Below are 19,404 nucleotides of genomic sequence, written 5' to 3'. Positions count from 1 at the left end.
CTGAGGTGGCATGGAAACGATCCTTGAATCCCACACCACGCCGCCCGCGCCTGTTGAGGCCGCGCGGCCGTCCCGCCTGACCCTGCCGGTGGAGGGCATGAGCTGCGCCTCCTGCGTCGGACGCGTCGAGCGGTCGCTCCGCGCGCTGCCCGGCGTGAGCGACGTCGCCGTCAACCTCGCCACCGGCCGCGCCAGCCTCGCCCTGCCGGATGGCATGCCACCCTCGCGGGCGGTCGAGGCGATCCGCGAAGCCGGCTACGACGTGCCGGAATCCGTCACCGCCGTCTCCGTCGAGGGGATGAGCTGCGCCTCCTGTGTCGGACGCGTGGAGCGCGCCCTCATGGCGCTTCCCGGTGCTGTCTCGGCGAGCGTGAATCTCGCCACCGGCCGGGCGGAATTGCACCACGCCGCCGGCACCGTCTCCCTGAGCGATGTCGAGGCGGCCGTGCGGCAGGCCGGCTACGAGCCGCGTGCGCTCGGTGCCGCAGCGGACGCCTCACACGCGGATCGGCAGGAGCGGGAGACGGCCGCACTCCGCCGCGACCTGATCGTCGCCGCCGTGCTGTCGGCCCCGGTCGTCGTCCTCGACATGGGGAGCCACCTGCTGCCGGGCTTCCACCATGCGGTGACGGGCGTGCTCGGCGCCGGCGGCTTCGCCTGGATGCAGGTGGTGCTCGCGACCCTGGTGCTGGCCGGGCCCGGCCGGCGCTTCTTCCGGATCGGCGTGCCGAACCTGCTGCGCGGCCATCCCGACATGAACGCTCTCGTCGCCCTCGGCGCCGGCGCGGCCTACCTCTTCTCCCTGGTCTCGACCGCCGCGCCGTGGTGGCTGCCGGACGGGTCGGCGCATCTCTACTTTGAGGCGAGCGTCCTGATCGTCACGCTGATCCTGCTCGGGCGAACCCTGGAGGCCCGCGCCAAGGGCCGGGCCGGCGCGGCGATCGCGCGGCTGATCGACCTCTCGCCCAAGACGGCGCGGCGGGTCGAGGGCGCGACCGAGCGCGAGGTGCCGGCGGCCGACCTCAGGATCGGCGACCGGGTGCGCGTGCGGCCCGGCGAGCGCGTGCCGGCGGACGGCCTCGTCGCATCGGGCGCATCCTTCGTCGATGAGAGCATGATCACCGGCGAGCCGGTGCCGGTGGAGAAGGGCAGGGGCGCCCGCGTCGTCGGCGGCACCCTCAACACTACCGGCAGCTTCGACTTCACAGTGGACCGCACCGGTGCCGACACCGCGCTGGCGCGGATCGTGCGTATGGTTGAGGAGGCGCAAGGCGGTAAGCTGCCGATCCAGGCGCTGGTGGACCGGGTCACTCTGTGGTTCGTGCCCGCCGTCATCGCCATCGCCTTGCTGACCTTCCTCGCTTGGCTCGTCCTCGGTCCTTCGCCGGCGCTCGGACATGCCTTGGTTGCGGGAATCTCCGTGCTCATCATCGCCTGCCCCTGCGCCATGGGGCTGGCGACGCCGGTCTCGATCATGGTCGGTACCGGCCGGGCGGCGGAACGGGGCGTGCTGTTCCGTCAGGGCGCCGCGCTGCAGGCGCTGCGGGACGCCCGCGTCATCGCCCTCGACAAGACCGGCACGCTGACCGAGGGCCGTCCGCGCCTGACCGATCTCGTCACCGCGCCAGGCTTCTCCCGGGAGAATGTGCTGGCGCTGGCAGGCGCCGTCGAGGCGCGCTCCGAGCATCCGGTCGCCCGCGCCATCGCCGCCGCGGCGCGCGACGCCGGGGCACTCCCTGACGCCGAAGCGTTCGAGGCGGTGCCGGGCCACGGCGTCTCGGCGCGAGTCGAGGGGCGGGCGGTGGCGCTCGGCAACCGCCGCTTCATGGAACGGCTCGGCGTGACGACCGCTGCGCTCGAAAGCGAGGCGAGCCGTCTCGCTCAGGAGGGGAAGAGCCCGATCTTCGCCGCCGTGGATGGCCGGCTCGCGGCCCTCGTCGCGGTGGCCGATCCGGTCAAGCCGGAGGCGCGCGCGGCTCTCGATGCGCTGCGTGCCCGTGGCCTCACCGTGGCGATGCTGACGGGGGATGCTCGAGCCACGGCCGAGGCGGTCGCCCGGTCGCTCGGCATTACCGAAATCGAGGCCGAGGTGCTGCCCGAGGGCAAGGTCGCGGCCCTGCGCCGCTTGCGCGAGGCGCACGGCCCGATCGCTTTCGTCGGCGACGGTATCAACGACGCGCCCGCTCTGGCCGAAGCCGATATCGGCATCGCCATCGGTACCGGCACCGACATCGCGGTGGAGAGCGCCGACGTGGTGCTGATGTCCGGTGCGCTTACCGGGCTGGTCGAGGCCGTGATCCTGTCGCGGGCAACGCTCGCGAACATCCGCCAGAACCTGTTCTGGGCGTTTGCCTACAACGCGGCGCTGATCCCCGTCGCCGCCGGAGGGCTCGCGGCCTTCGGCGGCCCGCAGCTTTCGCCAGTCCTGGCGGCCGGGGCGATGGCGCTCTCCAGCGTCTTCGTCGTCGGCAACGCGCTGCGCCTCAAGCGGGCGGGGGGCACCGCATGAGCGCGCCCTCCGTCACCATCGGCGAGGCGGCCCGTGCGACCGGCGTCTCGGCCAAGATGATCCGCTACTACGAGGAGACGGGCCTGCTCGGTCCCGCGGGACGGACGGCCGCTGGCTATCGCGTGTATAACGAGGCCGACCTGCACGCGCTCCGCTTCGTCCGCCGCGCCCGCGACCTCGGCTTCTCGATGCGGGAGATCGCCGACCTGCTGGCCCTCTGGCACGACCGCTCCCGCGCCAGCGGTGCGGTCAAGGCCGTGGCGCTCGGCCATGTCGCCGACCTGCGCCGCCGCATCGGCGAGTTGGAGGCGATGGCCCGCACCCTCGAACATCTGGCCGAACGCTGCTGCGGCGACGACCGGCCGGACTGCCCGATTCTCGACGATCTGGCGGGAGGAGAGGCGCTTGAGCCCGCGGAGACGGGCGCGGCACGATTGCGGCGAGGAAGAAAGCAGGGGTGATCGCTTATCGGGCGCTCGCCCCGAGGCTTGGCCGTTGACCCGGTGTTGGCCTTCTGCTTGCTGGGACCTTCCGGAAAGGTTGGATCCATGCCCGTCATCGACCGCATCGCCGATCTCTCGGAGGAGATCACCGCCTGGCGGCACGATCTCCATGCCCATCCGGAGCTTCAGTACGACGTTCACCGCACCGCCGGTTTCGTGGCGGACAAGCTGCGCGCCTTCGGCTGCGACGAGGTCGTTACCGGCATCGGCCGCACCGGCGTCGTCGGGGTGATCCACGGGCGGGCGCACGGCTCCAACCGCGCGATCGGCCTGCGCGCCGACATGGACGCCTTGCCGATCCAGGAGATCCGCGACCTTCCCTACCGCTCGATCACGCCGGGCAAGATGCACGCCTGCGGCCATGATGGGCACACCGCCATGCTGCTGGGTGCCGCGAAATACCTCGCCGAGACCCGCGACTTCGATGGCCGCGCGGTGCTGATTTTCCAGCCGGCCGAGGAGGGCGGCGGCGGCGGCGAGGCAATGGTGCAGGACGGGATGATGGAGCGCTTCGGCGTCGAGTCGGTCTACGGCCTGCACAACGTCCCCGGCCAACCGCTCGGCACCTTCGCGATCCGTCCCGGCCCGATCATGGCGTCCACCGACCGCTTCACGATCTGGATCGAGGGGAGGGGCGGGCACGCGGCCCTGCCGCAGGCGGCGGTCGATACGGTGCTGGTCGGGAGCCACATCGTCGTCGCCCTGCAATCCATCGTCGCCCGCAACATCGATCCGCTCGATTCGGCGGTGGTCTCCGTCTGCGCGGTCGACGCGGGCGAGGCGTTCAACGTGTTGCCGCAGACGGCGGAACTGCGCGGCACCATGCGGGCGCTGACGCCGGCCGTGCGCGACCTGATGCGCGAGCGGCTCGCGGCGATTGCAGAGAATGTTGCCGTGGCCTTCGGCGCGCGGGCGAACGTCGATTTCGCCAGCGGCTATCCGGCGACTGAGAACCACCCGGCCGAGACCGACTTCATGGCTGATGTCGCCGCGCAGGTCGTCGGCGAGGATCGTGTCGAGCGGGACGTGGCGCCGATGATGGCGGCCGAGGATTTCTCCTACATGCTGGCCCACCGGCCCGGCGCCTACATCTTCATAGGCAATGGCCCCTCCGCCGGCCTCCACCACCCGGAATACGACTTCAACGACGCCGCCATCCCCTACGGCGCCTCGCTCTGGGCGCGGATCATCGAGACCGGGCTGCCGGCCTGAGAGCGGCGGTTTCCGCGATCGATGGGGCCGCCGCTCGTCCCATGATCGCGCATCCTGGGGCTCGCGACGGAGCGGACGCCTCGTGCGGCATGGACCCGCTCCAGGAACGTCCCGGCCGCGACTTGCAGCGCGGCGCTGCCATTCCCTACCCGCTTGGCACCGGAGCGGACTTCGTCGGAACGCTCCTCGTTTGAAGCGGCGGCGGCGCGGACCCCCGCGATGCTCAGCGACAGCGTGCGGGCGTCCGCTGCGGCCCCTGCAATGGCACAGGCGATCTCGTGGCTGGCCTGCCCCTGCTCGGCCGCCGTCGCAACCTCGGCGGCAATGAGGTTGAGCTGCGCGATCGTATGCCCGATCTCGCCGATGGCACCGCTCGTGCCGCCCGCCGCCTGCTGGATCGCCGCGATCGGTGCGCGTCTGCCGTTGCGGGCCGACCTCTCACGCTGCCTCAATGCGTGGAGGTTGCCGCCAATTCGAGCGCGCTTCTCGGGTGCGGTCGAGCGAGCCGGTTGAGCATACGACCGACTGGACGCTCGAAGCCATAATAGGTCAGGAACGCCAGCGCGAGGCAGGCTGGCACCGCCATCGCGTTGGCGGTGATGGTCGTGCCGACCTTGCGATGCACGAGCGCGATCACGAACCCATGGGTTAGGTAGAGTGAATAGGAGGCATCTCCGATCCGCTCCAGGGCGGCGAGGGCGCGCCGGGGCCAGCGCCCGGCCCGCTCGATCGCCAGCGCGCCGCAAACGATGAGGAAGGCCGGGCCGCCCCATACGAGCGGCCGTAGGGTTTCTGTGTAGTGCCAAGCGAGCTCGGCCGCGACGAGGCCGGTTGCGCCGACGGCAATGAGGCTCAGCCCGCGTCCGAGACCGGCAAGGCGGATCGGCCCGGCAAGGGCAAGGCCGGCAATGAATTCGAGCATGATCGCCGAGGTCCAAAATCGCAGCGGGGCGTTCTCGGGCGCGAAAATCGCGCCCGCGATCACGAGCCCGGCCAGGGCTGCCGCGCAGAACGTCCGAGGCGCGCCGATCCAGAGACCAGCGGCGAACAGGACGTAGAACAGCATCTCAGCATTGAGCGTCCAACCCGAGATCGCCAACGGCCAGATCTGACCTTCGGCGTTGTAATAGGGCACGAAAAGTAGGGATTTCGCCAGGGTGGCCCCATCGAAGCTGAAGCGGGCGAACAGCCCTGCTATCGCGCCTGCGCAAAGCACAAGAGTTGTTGCCCAATAAAGCGGCGCGATACGTATCGCACGTTTTAAAAGGAATTGGCCCGGCGGAACTTTGGTATCTGCACTTCCCATAACAAATCCGGAAACGACGAAGAATATATCAACGCCAGCGGCGCCGGTTACGAAACGGTGGTCCGATAAGTGGTGAGCTACAACGAGCAGCGCGGCCGTAGCCCTAAGTGCCTGGATCGAAGCGAAACGCATCTCCAACACCTCGCCAAATCGTCGTATCACTCTATGCAAATCATCACCTGATAAAGCAAAAATATGACCAATTGAGAATGGCTAGGTTCAAAGTAGACCTAACAATCGTGGCCCTCTGTTCAGTCCTCTCTGTCCGAGCCTAGCGGTCTCATCAGCCAGGGTGACGGAACGTTGGTCCGCGGCGATCCCTCGATGGCCGGCAACGCCGCGCCGAACGGCACCGTCTCGTCGAGCCGATCGTCGGCGAGCGCCTGCATGGTGGCTTTCACCCTTGTTCAGACGGCGTGCTCGATGGATTGGGCCAGACCTCGGGCCTGGAGCCCGGCATTCCAGAACGATTCGTTGAGCGCGGCGCGGGCCTGCTCCTGCGACGACCATCGCCAGCTTGAGGCCCAGAGACACGCGCATGAAAAAGCCCGCCGATCTGTAAAATCGACGGGCTTCTATGGAGAGTGTTTTTGCTCGAAGGTTAGACTGAGCCGGCTATTCTCGACTGCGTTCGATGAAGTGGCTGCGAGCACTTCTTTTCTTGTGAATCACTCGATCGACCGCGCGAGAGAACCGATCCTTCAGTTTCTCGGTGCCGCCGTTCCGCCGAGGTGAAACACGCGATGCGGCACCAGTTCGCCGCGCTCGACATCGCCGACGGCGACGAGCACGCCGCCGCAGGTCGCGTAGGCCTTGCCGCCGATCGGCGCATCCTGCCCGCGCAGAATCACCGGCTGACCGCGCATCAGGCGAAGCCCCATGTCGCGGCTGACCGCGACCGAGGGCACCTCGTCCAGAGCCGTTTCGACCGCGTGGAGATGCATCTCGGTGCTCTCTTCGAGGGTGGCGACGCTGCAGGCGGCCGCCTCCTCGAACGGGCCCACGCGCGTGCGCCGCAGGGCCGAGACGTGACCGTAGCAGCCGAGCACCCGGCCGAGATCGCGGGCCAGCGCACGAACGTAGGTGCCCTTGCCGCATTCCGCAGCGATAACGGTGCGGTCGCCGTGGTGCTCGATCACCGAGAGGTGGTCGATGCGCACGGAGCGGGCCACCAGTTCCACCACCTCGCCGTCACGCGCGAGGTCGTAGGCGCGCTCGCCCTGAATCTTGATGGCGGAGTAGCGCGGCGGCACCTGTTCGATCTCGCCGACGAAGGCGGGCAGAGCCGCCTCGAGCGCCTCGCGGGTCGGACGGACATCGGAGGTCTCGACCGGGCGACCCTCGGCATCGTCGGTGTCGGTCTCGACACCCCAGGTCACCTCGAAGCGGTAGGCCTTGCGCCCGTCCATGACGAACGGCACCGTCTTCGTTGCCTCGCCGAGTGCGATCGGCAGGATGCCCGATGCCAGCGGATCGAGCGTGCCGGCATGGCCCGCCTTCTTGGCGTTGAACAGCCGCTTCACCACCGCCACGGCCTGGGTCGAGGTGATGCCGACGCCCTTGTCGAGCACCACCCAGCCGCTCACGTCGTTCTTCTTCGGCCGGTCATGGCGCGGACGGCCGCGCTGAGGGCGGCGTCCGCCCCGCGGCGGTCCGTCCCGGCGCAGGTCGCCCCGCGGCTCCTGCGGCGCTTCACCGGCGCGTTCGGAAGAAATGTCGTCTTGCATCCTGTCCTCGATCGACGGGTTCTCTAAAGCATCGTCCCGAAAGGTGGCCACCGGCTCTCGGCAAACGACGATGCAAAAACAAAAGCGGAGAGCATCGGCCTGGAATGGACATCCAAGACGAGGCTCTTGAGCGGCTCAGCCCATCAAGGGGCCATCACGCGGCCCGTTGGGCGAAGGGGCGGCGCAACGGCAGCCGCCCGGATGGAGATCAATCGCGCGAGGACGAATCCGGTTCGCCCTCGTCGTCCTCGCGAGGCGCACTTTCCAGATCCCGCTGGACCTTCTCGCTCCGCAGGAGCTGGTCGATCCGGGCCGCCTCGTCGAAGGTCTCGTCGCGCCGGAAACGCAGGTCGGGCGCGAATTTCAGGTTCACCCGCCGGGCCACTTCCTGGCGGAGGATCTTCTTGTGACGCTCGAGCGCGGCGATCACCGGGGCCTCGTCCTGGCCGCCGAGCGGCATGACGTAGGCGGTCGCCAATTTGAGGTCCGGCGACATCCGAACCTCGGGAACGGTGACGACATGCGAGCCGAGCACCGGATCCTGAATGTCACCACGCTGCAGCACTTCGGCCAGAGCGTGGCGGATGAGTTCGGCCACGCGCTGCTGACGCTGCGTGGGACCGGAGGGAGTCTGCTTTTGGGCCATCGGCTGATCGACGTCGCTGAACCATCAGGCGGGTGCCTGGAAACAAAGGGGGCCGCAGCTTTCGCCGCGGCCCCGTAAGGAAGAGCGGTAGGGGAGGGCCGCTCAGAGCGTGCGCTTGATTTCCTCGACGTTGAAGCACTCGATGAAATCGCCGACGCGCATGTCCTGGTAGTTCTGGAAGGACATACCGCACTCGTAGCCGGCAGTGACTTCCTTCGCGTCGTCCTTGAGGCGCTTGAGCTGAGACAGCTTGCCCTCGTGGATCACCACGTCGTTGCGCAGCAGGCGGACGTGGGCGCCGCGCTGGACCACACCCTCCATGACCCGGCAACCGGCGATCTTGCCGACCTTCGACACGTCGAAAATCTGCAAGATCTGCGCCTCGCCGAGACGCTCCTCGCGAAGCGTCGGCGGCAGCATGCCCGACAGCGTGGCTTTGATGTCGTCCACGAGGTCGTAGATGATGCTGTAGTAGCGGATCTCGGTGCCGTCGCGCTCGGCCGCGTTGCGTGCTTCCTTGTGGGCGCGCACGTTGAAGCCGATCACCACTGCCTTCGAGGCGTTGGCGAGCGTGATGTCCGACTCGGTGATGCCGCCCACGCCCGAGAGCAGGATGCGAACGCCGACCTCGTCGTTGCCGAGTGCCGTGAGTGCGCCGTTGATGGCCTCGACCGAACCCTGCACGTCACCCTTGATGATGATCGGCAGTTCCTTGCGGTTCGCGCCTTCCTTGGCCTCGCGCATCATGTCGACGAGCGAGCGGTTGGCGCCGCCGGTGCGGGCGTTCAGACGCTCGCGCTTGATGCGGGCCCGGTACTCGGTGACCTCGCGGGCGCGGGCCTCGTTCGGCACCACGATCACGCGATCGCCGGCATCCGGCGTACCGTTGAAGCCAAGCACCTCGACCGGGACCGAAGGGCCGGCATAGGGCACGTGCTTTCCGGTGTCGTCGATGAGGGCGCGGATGCGGCCCCACTCGGCGCCAGCGACGACGATGTCGCCGGTGAACAGGGTGCCGCGCTGCACGAGCACGGTGGCGACAGGGCCGCGACCACGGTCAAGCTGAGCTTCGATCACGGTGCCTTCGCCGTCGCGCTTCTCGTTGGCGCGCAGGTTCAGGATCTCGGCCTGGAGCTGAAGGCCCTCGAGAAGCTCGGGCAGACCCTCACCGGTCTTGGCGGAGACCTCGAACTCGAGGGTCTCACCGCCCATCGATTCCACTTGGATGTCGTGCTGCAGCAGCTCGGTGCGCACCCGCTGCGGGTTCGCATCGGGCTTGTCGATCTTGTTGATGGCGATGATCATCGGGACGCCCGCCGCCTTGGCGTGCTGAATCGCCTCGACAGTCTGGGGCATCACGCCGTCATCGGCCGCCACCACGATCACGACAATGTCCGTCACCTTGGCGCCACGGGCGCGCATGGAGGTGAAGGCCGCGTGGCCGGGGGTGTCGATGAAGGTCACGAGATCGCCCGAGGGCGCCGCCACCTGATAGGCACCGATATGCTGGGTGATGCCACCGGCCTCACCCTCGACCACGTTGGCCGCACGGATCGCGTCGAGCAGCGAGGTCTTGCCGTGATCGACGTGACCCATGATCGTGACGACCGGCGGACGCGGATCCAGATCCTCCTCCAGATCCGGCTCGTCCGAGGTCAGACCTTCCTCGACGTCCGACTCGGCGACGCGGCGGACCGTGTGGCCCATCTCCTCGGCGATGAGCTGAGCCGTATCCGAATCGATCACGTCGGTGATCTTGTGGATCTGGCCCTGCTTCATCAGCAGACGGATGACGTCCACCGCACGTTCGGACATGCGGTTGGCGAGTTCTTGGATGGTGATCGTCTCTGGAATTGTCACGTCGCGGACGATTTTCTCCTTGGGCTCCTCGTGCCGATGCCCGCTCATCCGCTGCTGGCGGCGGCGGAAGGAGGCCACGGAACGAGTGCGCTCTTCCTCGCCCGCAGTTGCGTTGGCGATGGTGAGGCGGCCACGGTTACGGTCACCGCCCGGCGACTTCGGCGTCTTGGGCGGCGTAATGATCTTGAGCGGCATACCGGGGCGACGAATCACCCGCTTGGTATCCGACTCCTCCTCGGCCGCGGCGGCGCCGGGACGACCGGCGGGACGCGCAGCGGCGCCCGCACCCGCGGGGCGGGCGGCGGTGGTCGGGGTCGGCGCCTTCTCAGGCTCCGGCGCCGGGGCCGGGCGCGCCATGAAGTTCAGGTCGCGCGGCTTCTTGATATCCGCCGTGATGGTACGGCGCGGCTCGGCCGGCGGCTGCGGCGCAGCCGGACGGGCAGCCGACGGTGCCGGACGGACACCGGGGCGGGCGCCGGACGCGGCCGGACGCTGGGCCGCACCACTCGGACGCGCGGCCGACGGAGCGGCAGCGGGACGTGCGGTGGCCGCGGGGGCCGGACGCGCAACCGGGGCTGCGGTCGGGGCCGGCGCAGAAGCTGCAACCGGCTCTGGTGCCGCGGCAGCGGCAGCAGCGGGCGGGGCCTCAGCGGCGGGCAGGGCGGCGACGCGCGCAGCCTCTTCCTCGGCGCGGCGACGCGAATCCTCGGCGGCCTTGCGGCGGAGTTCGTCTTCCTGACGGCGCCGCTCATCCTCTTCGCGACGGCGTGCCTCGGCAGCCTCACGCTCACGGCGCTCGGCTTCCTCACGGTCGCGGCGGGCCTGGATCTCAGCCTCGGCACGGGCGCGGGCCTCGGCCTCGCGACGCTGCGCATCGGCCAGGGCGGCAGCGCGGGCATCCCGCTCCTGCTCGCTCAGGGTACGCAGCACGACGCCAGAGGCGCTTCGGCCGGCCGGACGCGCGGCCGGCGTCGGCGCGGGCGCCACGGAGGCAGGACGCGGCGGAGGCGCGGTGACGGGCTCACGGGGCGCGACCGCTCCGGGCGCGGCGCCGATCGTACGCCGCTTCACCGTCTCGACCACGACGGACTTCGACCGCCCGTGGGAGAAGCTCTGACGGACCGTTCCCTGCTCGACCGGACGCTTGACCGTCAACGGCTTCGAGGGGGCTCTGGTCTGCGTCTTGTCACCCGGATTGTTCGTATCGCTCATTCAGTCTGAACCCTGAGGGTTTCCATCGTCCCATCGGCCGGCGGCGGGCATGCCCGGCCGAGTGTCATGTCAATTCGTCGTCGTGCGAATCGAAGGCGGTCGCGCCAGCAGCAAGCGGGGCGTCCTCTTCAGACGCCGACGCCATACCCTCGAAGGTGCGGAACCGACGCCAACGCGCGAGATAGCCGGTAGTGCCGGCTCCCGCGATAAGGGCAGCGTGTATCACATGATCCCGGCCCAATGCCATGTCCAATTCGGTGTTGGACAGGTCATCGACAACGGGAATAACCGATATGGCATCGCCGTAGCGCCGCCGCAAGGCAGCTGCGAGCTTGCGCCGACCGTCCGGAGCGGCATCGCTGGCGTGAATCACGGCCGCGACGCCGACCGCTCCGAGAATCGCCGACTCGACCTTGCCGAAGCCGGTCACGACACAGCCGGCCTTGTTGGCCATGGCCAAGGCCTGACGCAGATCGGTGCGGAGACCCTCGGCGACCTGATCGGCGAGATCGGGCGGGACCTTCGCCTCGTTGGACTTGAAGGCGCGGTTGAAGGCACGGCGCTTGACCGCAGCTTCGATCGTCGCGCGGGTGGCAGTCACCCACGCACCGCGACCCGGCAGGCGTGCGCGCAGATCCGGCACCACCGTGGCGTCGGGCCCCAGCACGAAGCGGATCATCGCCGAGGGCGACTGAGCCTTACGGGTGACGATGCAGGTGCGCACAGGCTCCCGGCCGCGGCCCGGGCCACGGTCGAGATCCGGGCCGGTCTCGGCCGATTCGCCGTCCGTGCCCCCCTGCGCGATCATATCCTGCACCGTATCTCCGTATGTGTCCCCGCGCCTCCGGCTCAAGCCTGCTGCGGCTCGGCCGTTGCTTCCTCGGTTGCCTTGCCGTCCTGGGCGTCGCCCTCAGCGGCCTCACCTTCCGGCTCCGGCAGCGCGTCGATCCAGCCGGCCTTCAGACGGGCGGCCATGATCAGCGCCTCGGCCTCGGCCCGCGACAGCTCGAAACCGTCGAGATAGCCGGCATGGCGCACGGCCTCGGGGCCGCGGCCTTCGGTGTAGCCGACGAGATCGTCGGTGGCGCAGCCGGCGAGGTCTTCGACGGTCTTCACCTCGTTCTCGCCCAGCGCCACCATCATCGCGGTGGTGATGCCGTCGATCTCGCGCAGTTCGTCCTCGACGCCGAGTTCGCGGCGGCGGTCGTCCTGCTCCTGCTCGATGCGGGCAAGGTAATCCTGGGCGCGGGCCTGGATCTCGGCGCCGGTCTCCTCGTCGAGACCCTGGATGTTGGAGAGTTCGGCGACATCGACGAAGGCGATTTCCTCGACGTTGCGGAAGCCTTCGGCGGCCAGCAACTGGCCAACCGTCTCGTCCACGTCGAGCGCTTCCATGAACGCCTGCGTGCGCTCCGCGAATTCCTTCTGGCGCCGCTCGGATTCCTCGGCCTCGGTCAGGATGTCGATGTCCCAGCCGGTGAGCTGCGAGGCCAGCCGCACGTTCTGGCCGCGGCGGCCGATCGCCAGCGAGAGCTGGTCGTCGGGCACCACCACCTCGATGCGGTCGGCCTCCTCATCGAGCACCACCTTGACGACCTCAGCCGGCTGCAGCGCGTTGACGATGAAGGTCGCCTGATCTTCCGACCACGGAATGATGTCGATCTTCTCGCCCTGAAGCTCGCCGACCACCGCCTGGACGCGGGAGCCGCGCATACCGACGCAGGCGCCGACCGGGTCGATCGAAGAATCGCGGGAGATGACGGCGATCTTGGCGCGCGAGCCGGGATCGCGGGCGACCGCCTTCACCTCGACGATGCCGTCGTAGATCTCCGGCACTTCCTGGCCGAACAGCTTGGCCATGAATTGCGGGTGCGAGCGCGACAGGAAGATCTGCGGCCCGCGCACCTCAGAGCGCACGTCGAACAGGTAGGCGCGGATGCGGTCGCCGGGGCGGAAGGTCTCGCGCGGGATCATCTCGTCGCGGCGGACGATGCCCTCGCCGCGGCCAAGATCGACGATGACGTTGCCGTACTCGACGCGCTTCACCACGCCGTTGAGGATCTCGCCGATCCGGTCCTTGTACTCGTCGTACTGGCGGGCGCGCTCGGCGTCGCGCACCTTCTGGACGATGACCTGCTTGGCCGACTGCGCCGCGACGCGGCCGAAATCGAACGGCGGCAGGGTATCGGAGATCACGTCGCCAATGAGGGCGCCGGGATTGTAGCGGCGGGCCTGATCGAGGGTGATCTCACGGGCGTCGTTCTCGACCTGATCGACCACAAGCAGGTGGCGGGACAGGCGCAGCGCGCCGCTCTTCGTGTCGATCTCGGCGTGAACGTCGGTCTCGGCGCCGTAGCGGGAGCGGGCCGCCTTCGCGATCGCCTCTTCCATCGCCTCGATGACGATCTGGCGGTCGATCACCTTCTCGCGGGCGACCGCCTCGGCGATCTGCAGGAGTTCGAGCCGATTGGCGCTGACGACAGCCATGGGGTCTGGTCCTTCCTTCGGTCGTGTCTTCCGCTGCGAGAGCGGACTTATTCTCAAGGTCTTCTTGCATCGCGACGGCGCCGGTACCGGCCGCTCGAAGCGATGCCGCGGAATCAGTGAAGCGTGTCGCGGTTCTTGAGGCGGGCGGCCTTCGTGACGATGCCGCCGCCGGGCTTGGGCTTCTTCGCCTTCACCGGCTTGTCGGACTTCTTGTCCACCTTGGGCTTGGGCCGCTTCGGCTGCGGGATGAAGCGGACCTGCGGCGCCTCGTGCTCGGCTTCCGCGCCCTCTTCCTCGTCGCCCTCTTCGCCGTCCTGCGGCGGGGCAGAGCCACGGCGGAGCGATTCGCGAATCAGCTCGTCCGTCAGAACGAGATGCGCCTCGCCGAGATCACGAAGCGGCACATCGATGCGGCTCGGAAGGCCCGGCTTCACGTCGGGCAGATCGATCGGCACCGTGGTGCCGTCCGCGCTCGGAACCCCAATGATGCCGCGGAATCGCTTGCGCCCGTCCATCGGCACGGCAAGCTCGACCTTCGCCTCGTAACCGGCCCAGCGCTCGAAATCGGAAACGCGCACCAGGGGCCGGTCGATGCCGGGCGACGAGACTTCGAGATAGTAGGCGTCGCCGACCGGGTCCTCGAGATCAAGGATCGGCGAGATCGCGCGGCTCACCGCCTCGCACTCGTCGACGCCCATCGTGCCGTCGGGCCGTTCGGCCATGATCTGCACGGTGCGGCCGTTGGTGTTCGAGATCTTCACCCGGACCAGTCGGAAGCCGAGGCCCTCGATCGGTCCCTCGACGATCTGGGCGACGCGCGCGGCGACGCCGGTCTCGCTGACAAGACGTTTCTCGGTAGGCTCCGCCATGCTGTGATTTTCCGAAAGTCTCGATCGGGGTTGAGCTTGGCAAATCCAGCGCTGGAGGTGCTCGCGAAAATAAAAAAGAGCGGACCCCGGGGGGCCCACTCCCGCAAGCAGCCTATCGACTGCACCAGAAATGTTGAGCCGTGACTTAACCCCGCTGCGTGGCGAATTCAAGCGTTTCGAAGCGCGATCCCCGGCCTCCCATGCCGCGATCCGGCCATCTCCGGCTGCAAACACCGCCTCGTCCGCACGCGAGAGGGGAGGGAGCATGCAGCCACCGAGGATCGGACCGGATCCGGATGCTCTGCACCCGATGGCCGGGCACAGCCGCGTGACCTTCATCCGCAGCCTCGACCTGCCGGAGAATGTCGAGGTGGGAGCCTATACGTATTACGACGATCCGGCGGGCCCACAGGCCTTTCTCGACGCGATCCTCTACCACTTTCCCTTCCTCGGCGACCGGCTCGTGATCGGGAAGTTCTGCGCCCTCGCCGCGGGCACGCGCTTCCTGATGAACGGCGGCAACCACCGCCTCGACGGGCTTTCGACCTACCCCTTCCCGATCTTCGGCGGCGACTGGATCGGCCGCTTCGCGGGCGAGCTGAACTTCCCGAATCGCGGCGACACGCGCATCGGCAACGATGTCTGGCTTGGATATCGGAGCACCGTGATGCCGGGCATCACGATCGGCGACGGCGCGGTGGTCGCGGCGCATTCGGTGGTAGCGGCGGACGTCCCGCCCTACGCGATCGTTGCCGGCAACCCCGCAAAGGTTGTCCGCCGCCGCTTCTCGGAACAGGACGCCGCACGACTGCAGGCGGTGGCGTGGTGGGATTGGCCGATCGAGCGGATCACGGCTCACCTGCCGCTGATCGGCGGCGGCGACATCGCCGCACTCGAAGCGGTGGCGCGGGACGGCTGATCGGTGGTGCCGTAGGGGACCAGGGGCGGCGTCAGCTTTATCGGCCCGTGCTCGGTGGCCAGAACCGCCGCGATCCAAGCGAGCAGCAGGACGAAGAGCACGACCTCCCGCAATGAGAGACGCATCGGGCGCTTTGTCGGACGGTTGGCCATTTGGCAGAGGTCGGAAGCGGGTATGGGCCGCCTTTAACATCCGATTGTTTCTTACATATGTTAGAAAAACACGCGCTCGACGTCGTGGATCGTGCTCCCGCTTCGGACGATCGCCCAAACGAAAACGCCGCCCCGGTCAGGGACGGCGTTTCGAAATGGTCAGGGCCGTGAAAGGCTAGGCGGCCTGCTTGGCCTTGTTCAGCAGCTTGCGGTTCACCAGCACCTCGGCGATCTGCACGGCGTTGAGCGCCGCGCCCTTGCGCAGGTTGTCCGAGACGCACCAGAAGTTCAGGCCGTTCTCGATCGTGGCGTCCTCGCGGATGCGGGAGATGTAGGTGGCATCCTCGCCCGCCGCCTCGTGCGGAGTCATGTAGCCGCCGTTCTCGCGCTTATCGATCACGAGCACGCCCGGCGCCGCACGCAGGATCTCAGTCGCCTGCTCCGGCGAGATCGGGCGCTCGAACTCGACATTGACCGACTCGGCATGGCCGATGAAGACCGGCACCCGCACCGCGGTCGCCGTGAGCTTGATCTTGGGATCGAGCATCTTCTTGGTCTCGGCGACCATCTTCCACTCTTCCTTCGTGTAGCCATCCTCCATGAACACATCGATGTGGGGGATGACGTTGAAGGCGATCCGCTTGGTGAACTTCTTCGTCACCACCTCGCCGGCGGTGAAGACGGCGCGGGTCTGGCTGAACAGCTCGTCCATCGCCTCCTTCCCGGCGCCGGAAACGGACTGATAGGTCGAGACCACGACGCGCTTGATGGTGGCCACCTCGTGGAGCGGCTTGAGCGCGACGACGAGCTGTGCGGTCGAGCAGTTCGGGTTGGCGATGATGTTGCGCTTGGAGAAGCCCACGACCGCGTCGGCATTCACCTCCGGCACGATCAGCGGCACATCGGCGTCGTAGCGGAACGCCGACGAGTTATCGATCACCACGCAGCCTTGGCTACCGATGCGCGGGCTCCACTCCTTCGACGTCTCGCCACCGGCCGACATCAGGCAGATGTCGGTGTCGGAGAAGTCGTAGGTGTCGAGCGTTTTGACCTTGAGAATCTTGTCGCCGAAAGAGACTTCCTGGCCCAGGCTCCGGCTGGAGGCCAGCGCCACGACCTCGTCGGCCGGGAAGGCGCGCTCGGCCAGGATGTCGAGAATCTCGCGGCCCACATTGCCCGTGGCTCCGACGACGGCGACCTTGTAACCCATCTCACCAAACTCCGCTGCGCGGGCCGGATGTCACCGGACCGCCTCTTCCCGTAGCCGGCGGACGCACCGCTCGGGCCTAGGTTCGGGAAGATTCCATAGGCTGAAGAACCCGCCCCGGTTCGTCGAGGTGGGCTCTCAAAGCACCCGGAGCAAGATGCCCGGAGTGCTCCCCTGTCAAGGGGCAGCTGCCGGCCGTGGCTGCGCAGACGTGACAGGATGGTCCGCGCGGCAACCCGGCATTCACCATCGGACGAGGAATCCGAGGACAGGCCGTGTTTCCTCAACCCGCTGGTGGCGGGCGCCGGGGCAGAGATCGGGCAACGGCGAGGGCCTTTGCGGCCCCGCGGACCCGATTAAGGCCTGCGCATGCTCCCCCATCCGGACGACGCCTTCGACAGATCCGACGATTTCCAGGATCTGCCCCGTCCCCGTCCCCTCGGCCACCTGCGGCTGGCGGCCAAGCTCGCGGCCAGCGCGGCCCTGATCGCCGGGCTTTCCCTGGTCGCCCGCGATCGGGCCGTGGCGCCCGAGCCGCCGCAGTCTTGGAGCGAACCGCCGCGGGCCGCCGAGGGCGCGCGCCGGGCGATGGCCGCGACGGAACCGCTGCTGACGTTGCGGGACGACGCGGCCGAGTTGCCGCCCCAGCCCGGACCGACGCGGTGGAATTCCGGCAACGGACAGCGTGAGGACAGCGTGAGCCAGGGCGCGTTCGACATGATTGAGGCGCCCTACCTCCTCCTCACGGCCACCGATGCGGGCGGCCGAGCTGAGCCCGGTACCAGCCTATTCGTGACGCTGGTGCGCCGGGCGGCCGACGGGCGCGGCCTCTCCGTCATCCGCACCGGAGAGCGCGGCATCGTCGCGACCAGCCTCGGCAGTTTCGAGACCGTCGAGGCGACGCTGTCGGCGGCGGGCAAGCGCAGTTGCACCGGCTTTCGCAGCCTCGACCTGAAAGCGGTGGCGATCGACGGCTGGCTGTGCGGCATCCTCGGCCAGGCGCCGGAACCCCGCTCCGTCGCCTGCGCCATCGACCGAATCACGCTGGCCGGTCGTGTGACTGCTGCGCTCGGCGCGGATGCCCTGACCGGTGCGAGCGCCTGCCGGATCGAAGAGGCCGCAGCGGTGCCGGGCGACAGCACCGGCTCAATCGCCGTCGCCGAGGCGCCGACGAAAAACAATACGGCAAAAACGCGGCGAAAATGATGAAGCGCGGCCATATTCGCGGAACAACGGCCACGCCAGAACGTCTACTCTGCAACAAGCGGGATTCTTAACGAACGGCCCGTACCGTAGGCTCTCACACGACAAGGTACGCCATGCGCTTTTCCAAGCTCGCCCTGTTGGGCGCCATGACCCTCACCGCGATCGGCTTCGGAACCAGTGCTGAGGCCCAGGGCCCCTACGGTAACCCCGGCTATGTGCGTGTGAGCCAGCCGCTTCCGATCCGCATCCGTCCGCGCTCCTGGCTCGATGCCGGCAATGTGGTTGAGCCCGGCAACGGCTCGGTGGCGAACCCGGCGACCAACCCGGCTTTCATCGCTGCCTCGAACGCACTGTTGCCGCCCTACGGCCCGACCGACCGTTACGGTCGTGGTGTGCTGCCCGATCCGATCACCAACGGCCCGTTCATCGGCGCGCGCTCGACGGCGATCCGCAATGTCGATTTCTCGGCCGTCGACGCGATCGACCCGACCTCCTACGTGGCGCGCTACGGCAACCCGTACCGGTAAGAATTACTCGTCTCAGCGACGGATGGAGCGGGCCCTTCGGGGCCCGTTTTCGTTTCGAGGGCGTCAGGTCTTGAGCACCGGCTCGGCGACGTCGCCCGCGCCGCGCTCGGCCAGATAATGGGGCTGGAACAGGCACATGCGCACCGCGTCGCGGTAGCGGCCGTTGACGAAGAACTCGTCCCTGAGAATGCCCTCGGGGCGGAAGCCGCAGCTCTCATAGATGCCGGCCGCGCGTTTGTTGTCCTTGTCCACATGCAGGTAGAGCTTGTGGATGTTGAGCACCTTGAACGCGTAGTCGATGGCGATGCGGGTCGCGCGTTTGGCGTAGCCCTTCCCCTGATGGTCGGGGTGGATCGCGATCTGGAACTCGCAGCGGCGGTGCAGATGGTTGATCTCCACCAACTCCACCATGCCCGCGGGCTCGCCACGCTCCGTCGCGATGATGAAGCGCCGCTCGGTCTGATTGTGAATGTTGCGCTCGTAGAGCTGCGCCAGTTCGGCGAAGGACTCGTAAGCCTCCTCGAACCAGTAGCGCATGATGCTGTCATTGTTGTTGAGCTGATGCACGAAGAGGAGGTCTTCGCGCTCCAGCGGTCGTAGCTTGATAGTCATGTCCGGACTCGGGCCAGGGCGGAATCGGTTTTGGCCCCTGGCCTACTCCCACGCCGACCAAGACGGAATGATGAAAGCCGGCTTTACAGCGCGCGAAGCCCGGCTTCCTCCGAAGCTAAGACGCGGGCGGCGGCCTCGTCCAGGTCATCGAGCGGGCCCCGGAAGCGCAAGGCCCGCGTCGGCTCGCCGGCCCGCATCACCAGAACCACCGTCTCGACATCGGGGCAGCCGGGATCGGGGCAGGCGATCTCGTTGACCGACAGGGCATCCGCCTCGCTCAGGCCGAAGGCCGGGTGAAGCACTGTCTTGGCGCGCGAGGCCGCCTGCGCCAGCCCGGCCGAGCGGGCACGCCAATCCTTCAGGCTGATGAAGCCCATCCCGCGCTCCTCCGCTTAGAGCGCTTTCCGCCGAAATGGACGCCGGTTCGGCGAAAGAAAGCGCGTCACAACA

General features: G+C 68.1%; 18 protein-coding genes. 6 read left to right on the top strand and 12 right to left on the bottom strand.

Annotation, left to right across the window (positions count from 1 at the left end):
• Window positions 1-10: 10 nt before the first annotated feature.
• The 3 genes from M2437_RS19915 to M2437_RS19905 all read left to right on the top strand — a co-directional run bounded on the left by M2437_RS19915 (window position 11) and on the right by M2437_RS19905 (window position 4,224).
• Window positions 11-2,509, top strand: a complete 2,499-nt coding sequence (locus tag M2437_RS19915; protein ID WP_253388470.1) for a heavy metal translocating P-type ATPase — start codon at window positions 11-13, stop codon at window positions 2,507-2,509.
• Window positions 2,506-2,970 (top strand): Cu(I)-responsive transcriptional regulator, encoded by a 465-nt coding sequence (gene cueR, locus M2437_RS19910; RefSeq protein WP_253388469.1) that lies wholly within the window; start codon window positions 2,506-2,508, stop codon window positions 2,968-2,970. Before M2437_RS19915 ends, cueR begins: the two co-directional genes overlap by 4 nt.
• Window positions 2,971-3,057: 87 nt before the next feature.
• Window positions 3,058-4,224 carry a M20 aminoacylase family protein gene (locus M2437_RS19905; protein ID WP_012254067.1) on the top strand — a complete coding sequence of 389 codons (1,167 nt, stop codon included), beginning with the start codon at window positions 3,058-3,060 and terminating at the stop codon, window positions 4,222-4,224.
• Here M2437_RS19905 and M2437_RS19900 read toward each other — a convergent pair.
• From M2437_RS19900 to rimP, 9 genes are all read right to left on the bottom strand, one after another.
• Window positions 4,173-4,676: a chemotaxis protein gene (locus M2437_RS19900; protein ID WP_253388468.1), complete on the bottom strand. Its 504-nt coding sequence runs from the start codon at window positions 4,674-4,676 to the stop codon at window positions 4,173-4,175. The two genes, M2437_RS19905 and M2437_RS19900, sit on opposite strands and share 52 nt — an antisense overlap.
• Complete coding sequence (locus M2437_RS19895; RefSeq protein ID WP_253388467.1) at window positions 4,673-5,662, bottom strand: acyltransferase family protein; 990 nt, start codon at window positions 5,660-5,662, stop codon at window positions 4,673-4,675. The genes M2437_RS19900 and M2437_RS19895 overlap by 4 nt, the downstream gene beginning before the upstream one ends.
• 119 nt (window positions 5,663-5,781) lie before the next feature.
• Window positions 5,782-5,919 (bottom strand): hypothetical protein, encoded by a 138-nt coding sequence (locus M2437_RS19890; RefSeq protein ID WP_253388466.1) that lies wholly within the window; start codon window positions 5,917-5,919, stop codon window positions 5,782-5,784.
• Window positions 5,920-6,231: 312 nt separating this feature from the next.
• Window positions 6,232-7,257 (bottom strand): tRNA pseudouridine(55) synthase TruB, encoded by a 1,026-nt coding sequence (gene truB, locus M2437_RS19885; RefSeq protein WP_015951186.1) that lies wholly within the window; start codon window positions 7,255-7,257, stop codon window positions 6,232-6,234.
• Between the two features lie 208 nt (window positions 7,258-7,465).
• Window positions 7,466-7,903, bottom strand: coding sequence for a 30S ribosome-binding factor RbfA (gene rbfA, locus M2437_RS19880; RefSeq protein WP_003605149.1), 438 nt, complete (start codon window positions 7,901-7,903; stop codon window positions 7,466-7,468).
• A gap of 102 nt (window positions 7,904-8,005) precedes the next feature.
• Complete coding sequence (infB, locus tag M2437_RS19875) at window positions 8,006-10,975, bottom strand: translation initiation factor IF-2 (RefSeq protein WP_253388465.1); 2,970 nt, start codon at window positions 10,973-10,975, stop codon at window positions 8,006-8,008.
• A gap of 64 nt (window positions 10,976-11,039) precedes the next feature.
• Window positions 11,040-11,783 (bottom strand): RNA-binding protein, encoded by a 744-nt coding sequence (locus M2437_RS19870; RefSeq protein WP_015951189.1) that lies wholly within the window; start codon window positions 11,781-11,783, stop codon window positions 11,040-11,042.
• A gap of 41 nt (window positions 11,784-11,824) precedes the next feature.
• Window positions 11,825-13,462, bottom strand: a complete 1,638-nt coding sequence (nusA, locus tag M2437_RS19865; RefSeq protein ID WP_253388464.1) for a transcription termination factor NusA — start codon at window positions 13,460-13,462, stop codon at window positions 11,825-11,827.
• Between the two features lie 113 nt (window positions 13,463-13,575).
• A complete protein-coding gene (rimP, locus tag M2437_RS19860; RefSeq protein WP_056504333.1) occupies window positions 13,576-14,331 on the bottom strand; it encodes a ribosome maturation factor RimP in 756 nt (251 codons plus the stop codon).
• A gap of 265 nt (window positions 14,332-14,596) precedes the next feature.
• Between rimP and M2437_RS19855 the strand changes: the two genes are divergently transcribed.
• The gene (locus M2437_RS19855; protein ID WP_253388463.1) at window positions 14,597-15,250 is read left to right on the top strand and encodes a CatB-related O-acetyltransferase; all 654 of its coding nucleotides are present in this window, start codon (window positions 14,597-14,599) and stop codon (window positions 15,248-15,250) included.
• 327 nt (window positions 15,251-15,577) lie between these two features.
• Here M2437_RS19855 and M2437_RS19850 read toward each other — a convergent pair whose 3' ends face one another.
• Entirely contained in the window at window positions 15,578-16,612 is a 1,035-nt protein-coding gene (locus M2437_RS19850) for an aspartate-semialdehyde dehydrogenase (protein WP_253388462.1), read from the bottom strand.
• A gap of 366 nt (window positions 16,613-16,978) precedes the next feature.
• Here M2437_RS19850 and M2437_RS19845 point away from each other — a divergent pair, with 366 nt between their 5' ends.
• Window positions 16,979-17,815, top strand: a complete 837-nt coding sequence (locus M2437_RS19845; protein WP_253388461.1) for a hypothetical protein — start codon at window positions 16,979-16,981, stop codon at window positions 17,813-17,815.
• A 113-nt stretch (window positions 17,816-17,928) separates the two neighbouring features.
• Window positions 17,929-18,342, top strand: a complete 414-nt coding sequence (locus tag M2437_RS19840; RefSeq protein WP_003598945.1) for a hypothetical protein — start codon at window positions 17,929-17,931, stop codon at window positions 18,340-18,342.
• Window positions 18,343-18,405: 63 nt separating this feature from the next.
• Here M2437_RS19840 and speG read toward each other — a convergent pair whose 3' ends face one another.
• Window positions 18,406-18,954, bottom strand: coding sequence for a spermidine N1-acetyltransferase (gene speG / locus M2437_RS19835; RefSeq protein ID WP_012254078.1), 549 nt, complete (start codon window positions 18,952-18,954; stop codon window positions 18,406-18,408).
• A gap of 83 nt (window positions 18,955-19,037) precedes the next feature.
• The gene (locus tag M2437_RS19830) at window positions 19,038-19,331 is read right to left on the bottom strand and encodes a hypothetical protein (RefSeq protein WP_253388460.1); all 294 of its coding nucleotides are present in this window, start codon (window positions 19,329-19,331) and stop codon (window positions 19,038-19,040) included.
• Window positions 19,332-19,404: the final 73 nt, after the last annotated feature.

The sequence above is a fragment of the Methylorubrum pseudosasae genome, from assembly GCF_029504475.1.
GTDB classification, from domain to species: Bacteria; Pseudomonadota; Alphaproteobacteria; order Rhizobiales; family Beijerinckiaceae; genus Methylobacterium; species Methylobacterium extorquens.
The sequence above is the reverse complement of the archived record's forward strand: the minus strand, read 5'-3'. Positions and strand labels throughout refer to the sequence as shown.

Excerpts from the sequence above, each read along its gene's own strand:
- M2437_RS19915 (WP_253388470.1), top strand. The coding sequence starts at position 11 with ATGGAAACGATCCTTGAATCCCACACCACGCCGCCCGCGCCTGTTGAG.
- cueR (WP_253388469.1), top strand. The coding sequence starts at position 2,506 with ATGAGCGCGCCCTCCGTCACCATCGGCGAGGCGGCCCGTGCGACCGGC.
- M2437_RS19905 (WP_012254067.1), top strand. The coding sequence starts at position 3,058 with ATGCCCGTCATCGACCGCATCGCCGATCTCTCGGAGGAGATCACCGCC.
- M2437_RS19895 (WP_253388467.1), bottom strand. The coding sequence starts at position 5,662 with ATGCGTTTCGCTTCGATCCAGGCACTTAGGGCTACGGCCGCGCTGCTC.
- M2437_RS19890 (WP_253388466.1), bottom strand. The coding sequence starts at position 5,919 with ATGCAGGCGCTCGCCGACGATCGGCTCGACGAGACGGTGCCGTTCGGC.
- truB (WP_015951186.1), bottom strand. The coding sequence starts at position 7,257 with ATGCAAGACGACATTTCTTCCGAACGCGCCGGTGAAGCGCCGCAGGAG.
- rbfA (WP_003605149.1), bottom strand. The coding sequence starts at position 7,903 with ATGGCCCAAAAGCAGACTCCCTCCGGTCCCACGCAGCGTCAGCAGCGC.
- infB (WP_253388465.1), bottom strand. The coding sequence starts at position 10,975 with ATGAGCGATACGAACAATCCGGGTGACAAGACGCAGACCAGAGCCCCC.
- M2437_RS19870 (WP_015951189.1), bottom strand. The coding sequence starts at position 11,783 with ATGATCGCGCAGGGGGGCACGGACGGCGAATCGGCCGAGACCGGCCCG.
- nusA (WP_253388464.1), bottom strand. The coding sequence starts at position 13,462 with ATGGCTGTCGTCAGCGCCAATCGGCTCGAACTCCTGCAGATCGCCGAG.
- rimP (WP_056504333.1), bottom strand. The coding sequence starts at position 14,331 with ATGGCGGAGCCTACCGAGAAACGTCTTGTCAGCGAGACCGGCGTCGCC.
- M2437_RS19855 (WP_253388463.1), top strand. The coding sequence starts at position 14,597 with ATGCAGCCACCGAGGATCGGACCGGATCCGGATGCTCTGCACCCGATG.
- M2437_RS19850 (WP_253388462.1), bottom strand. The coding sequence starts at position 16,612 with ATGGGTTACAAGGTCGCCGTCGTCGGAGCCACGGGCAATGTGGGCCGC.
- M2437_RS19845 (WP_253388461.1), top strand. The coding sequence starts at position 16,979 with ATGCTCCCCCATCCGGACGACGCCTTCGACAGATCCGACGATTTCCAG.
- M2437_RS19840 (WP_003598945.1), top strand. The coding sequence starts at position 17,929 with ATGCGCTTTTCCAAGCTCGCCCTGTTGGGCGCCATGACCCTCACCGCG.
- speG (WP_012254078.1), bottom strand. The coding sequence starts at position 18,954 with ATGACTATCAAGCTACGACCGCTGGAGCGCGAAGACCTCCTCTTCGTG.
- M2437_RS19830 (WP_253388460.1), bottom strand. The coding sequence starts at position 19,331 with ATGGGCTTCATCAGCCTGAAGGATTGGCGTGCCCGCTCGGCCGGGCTG.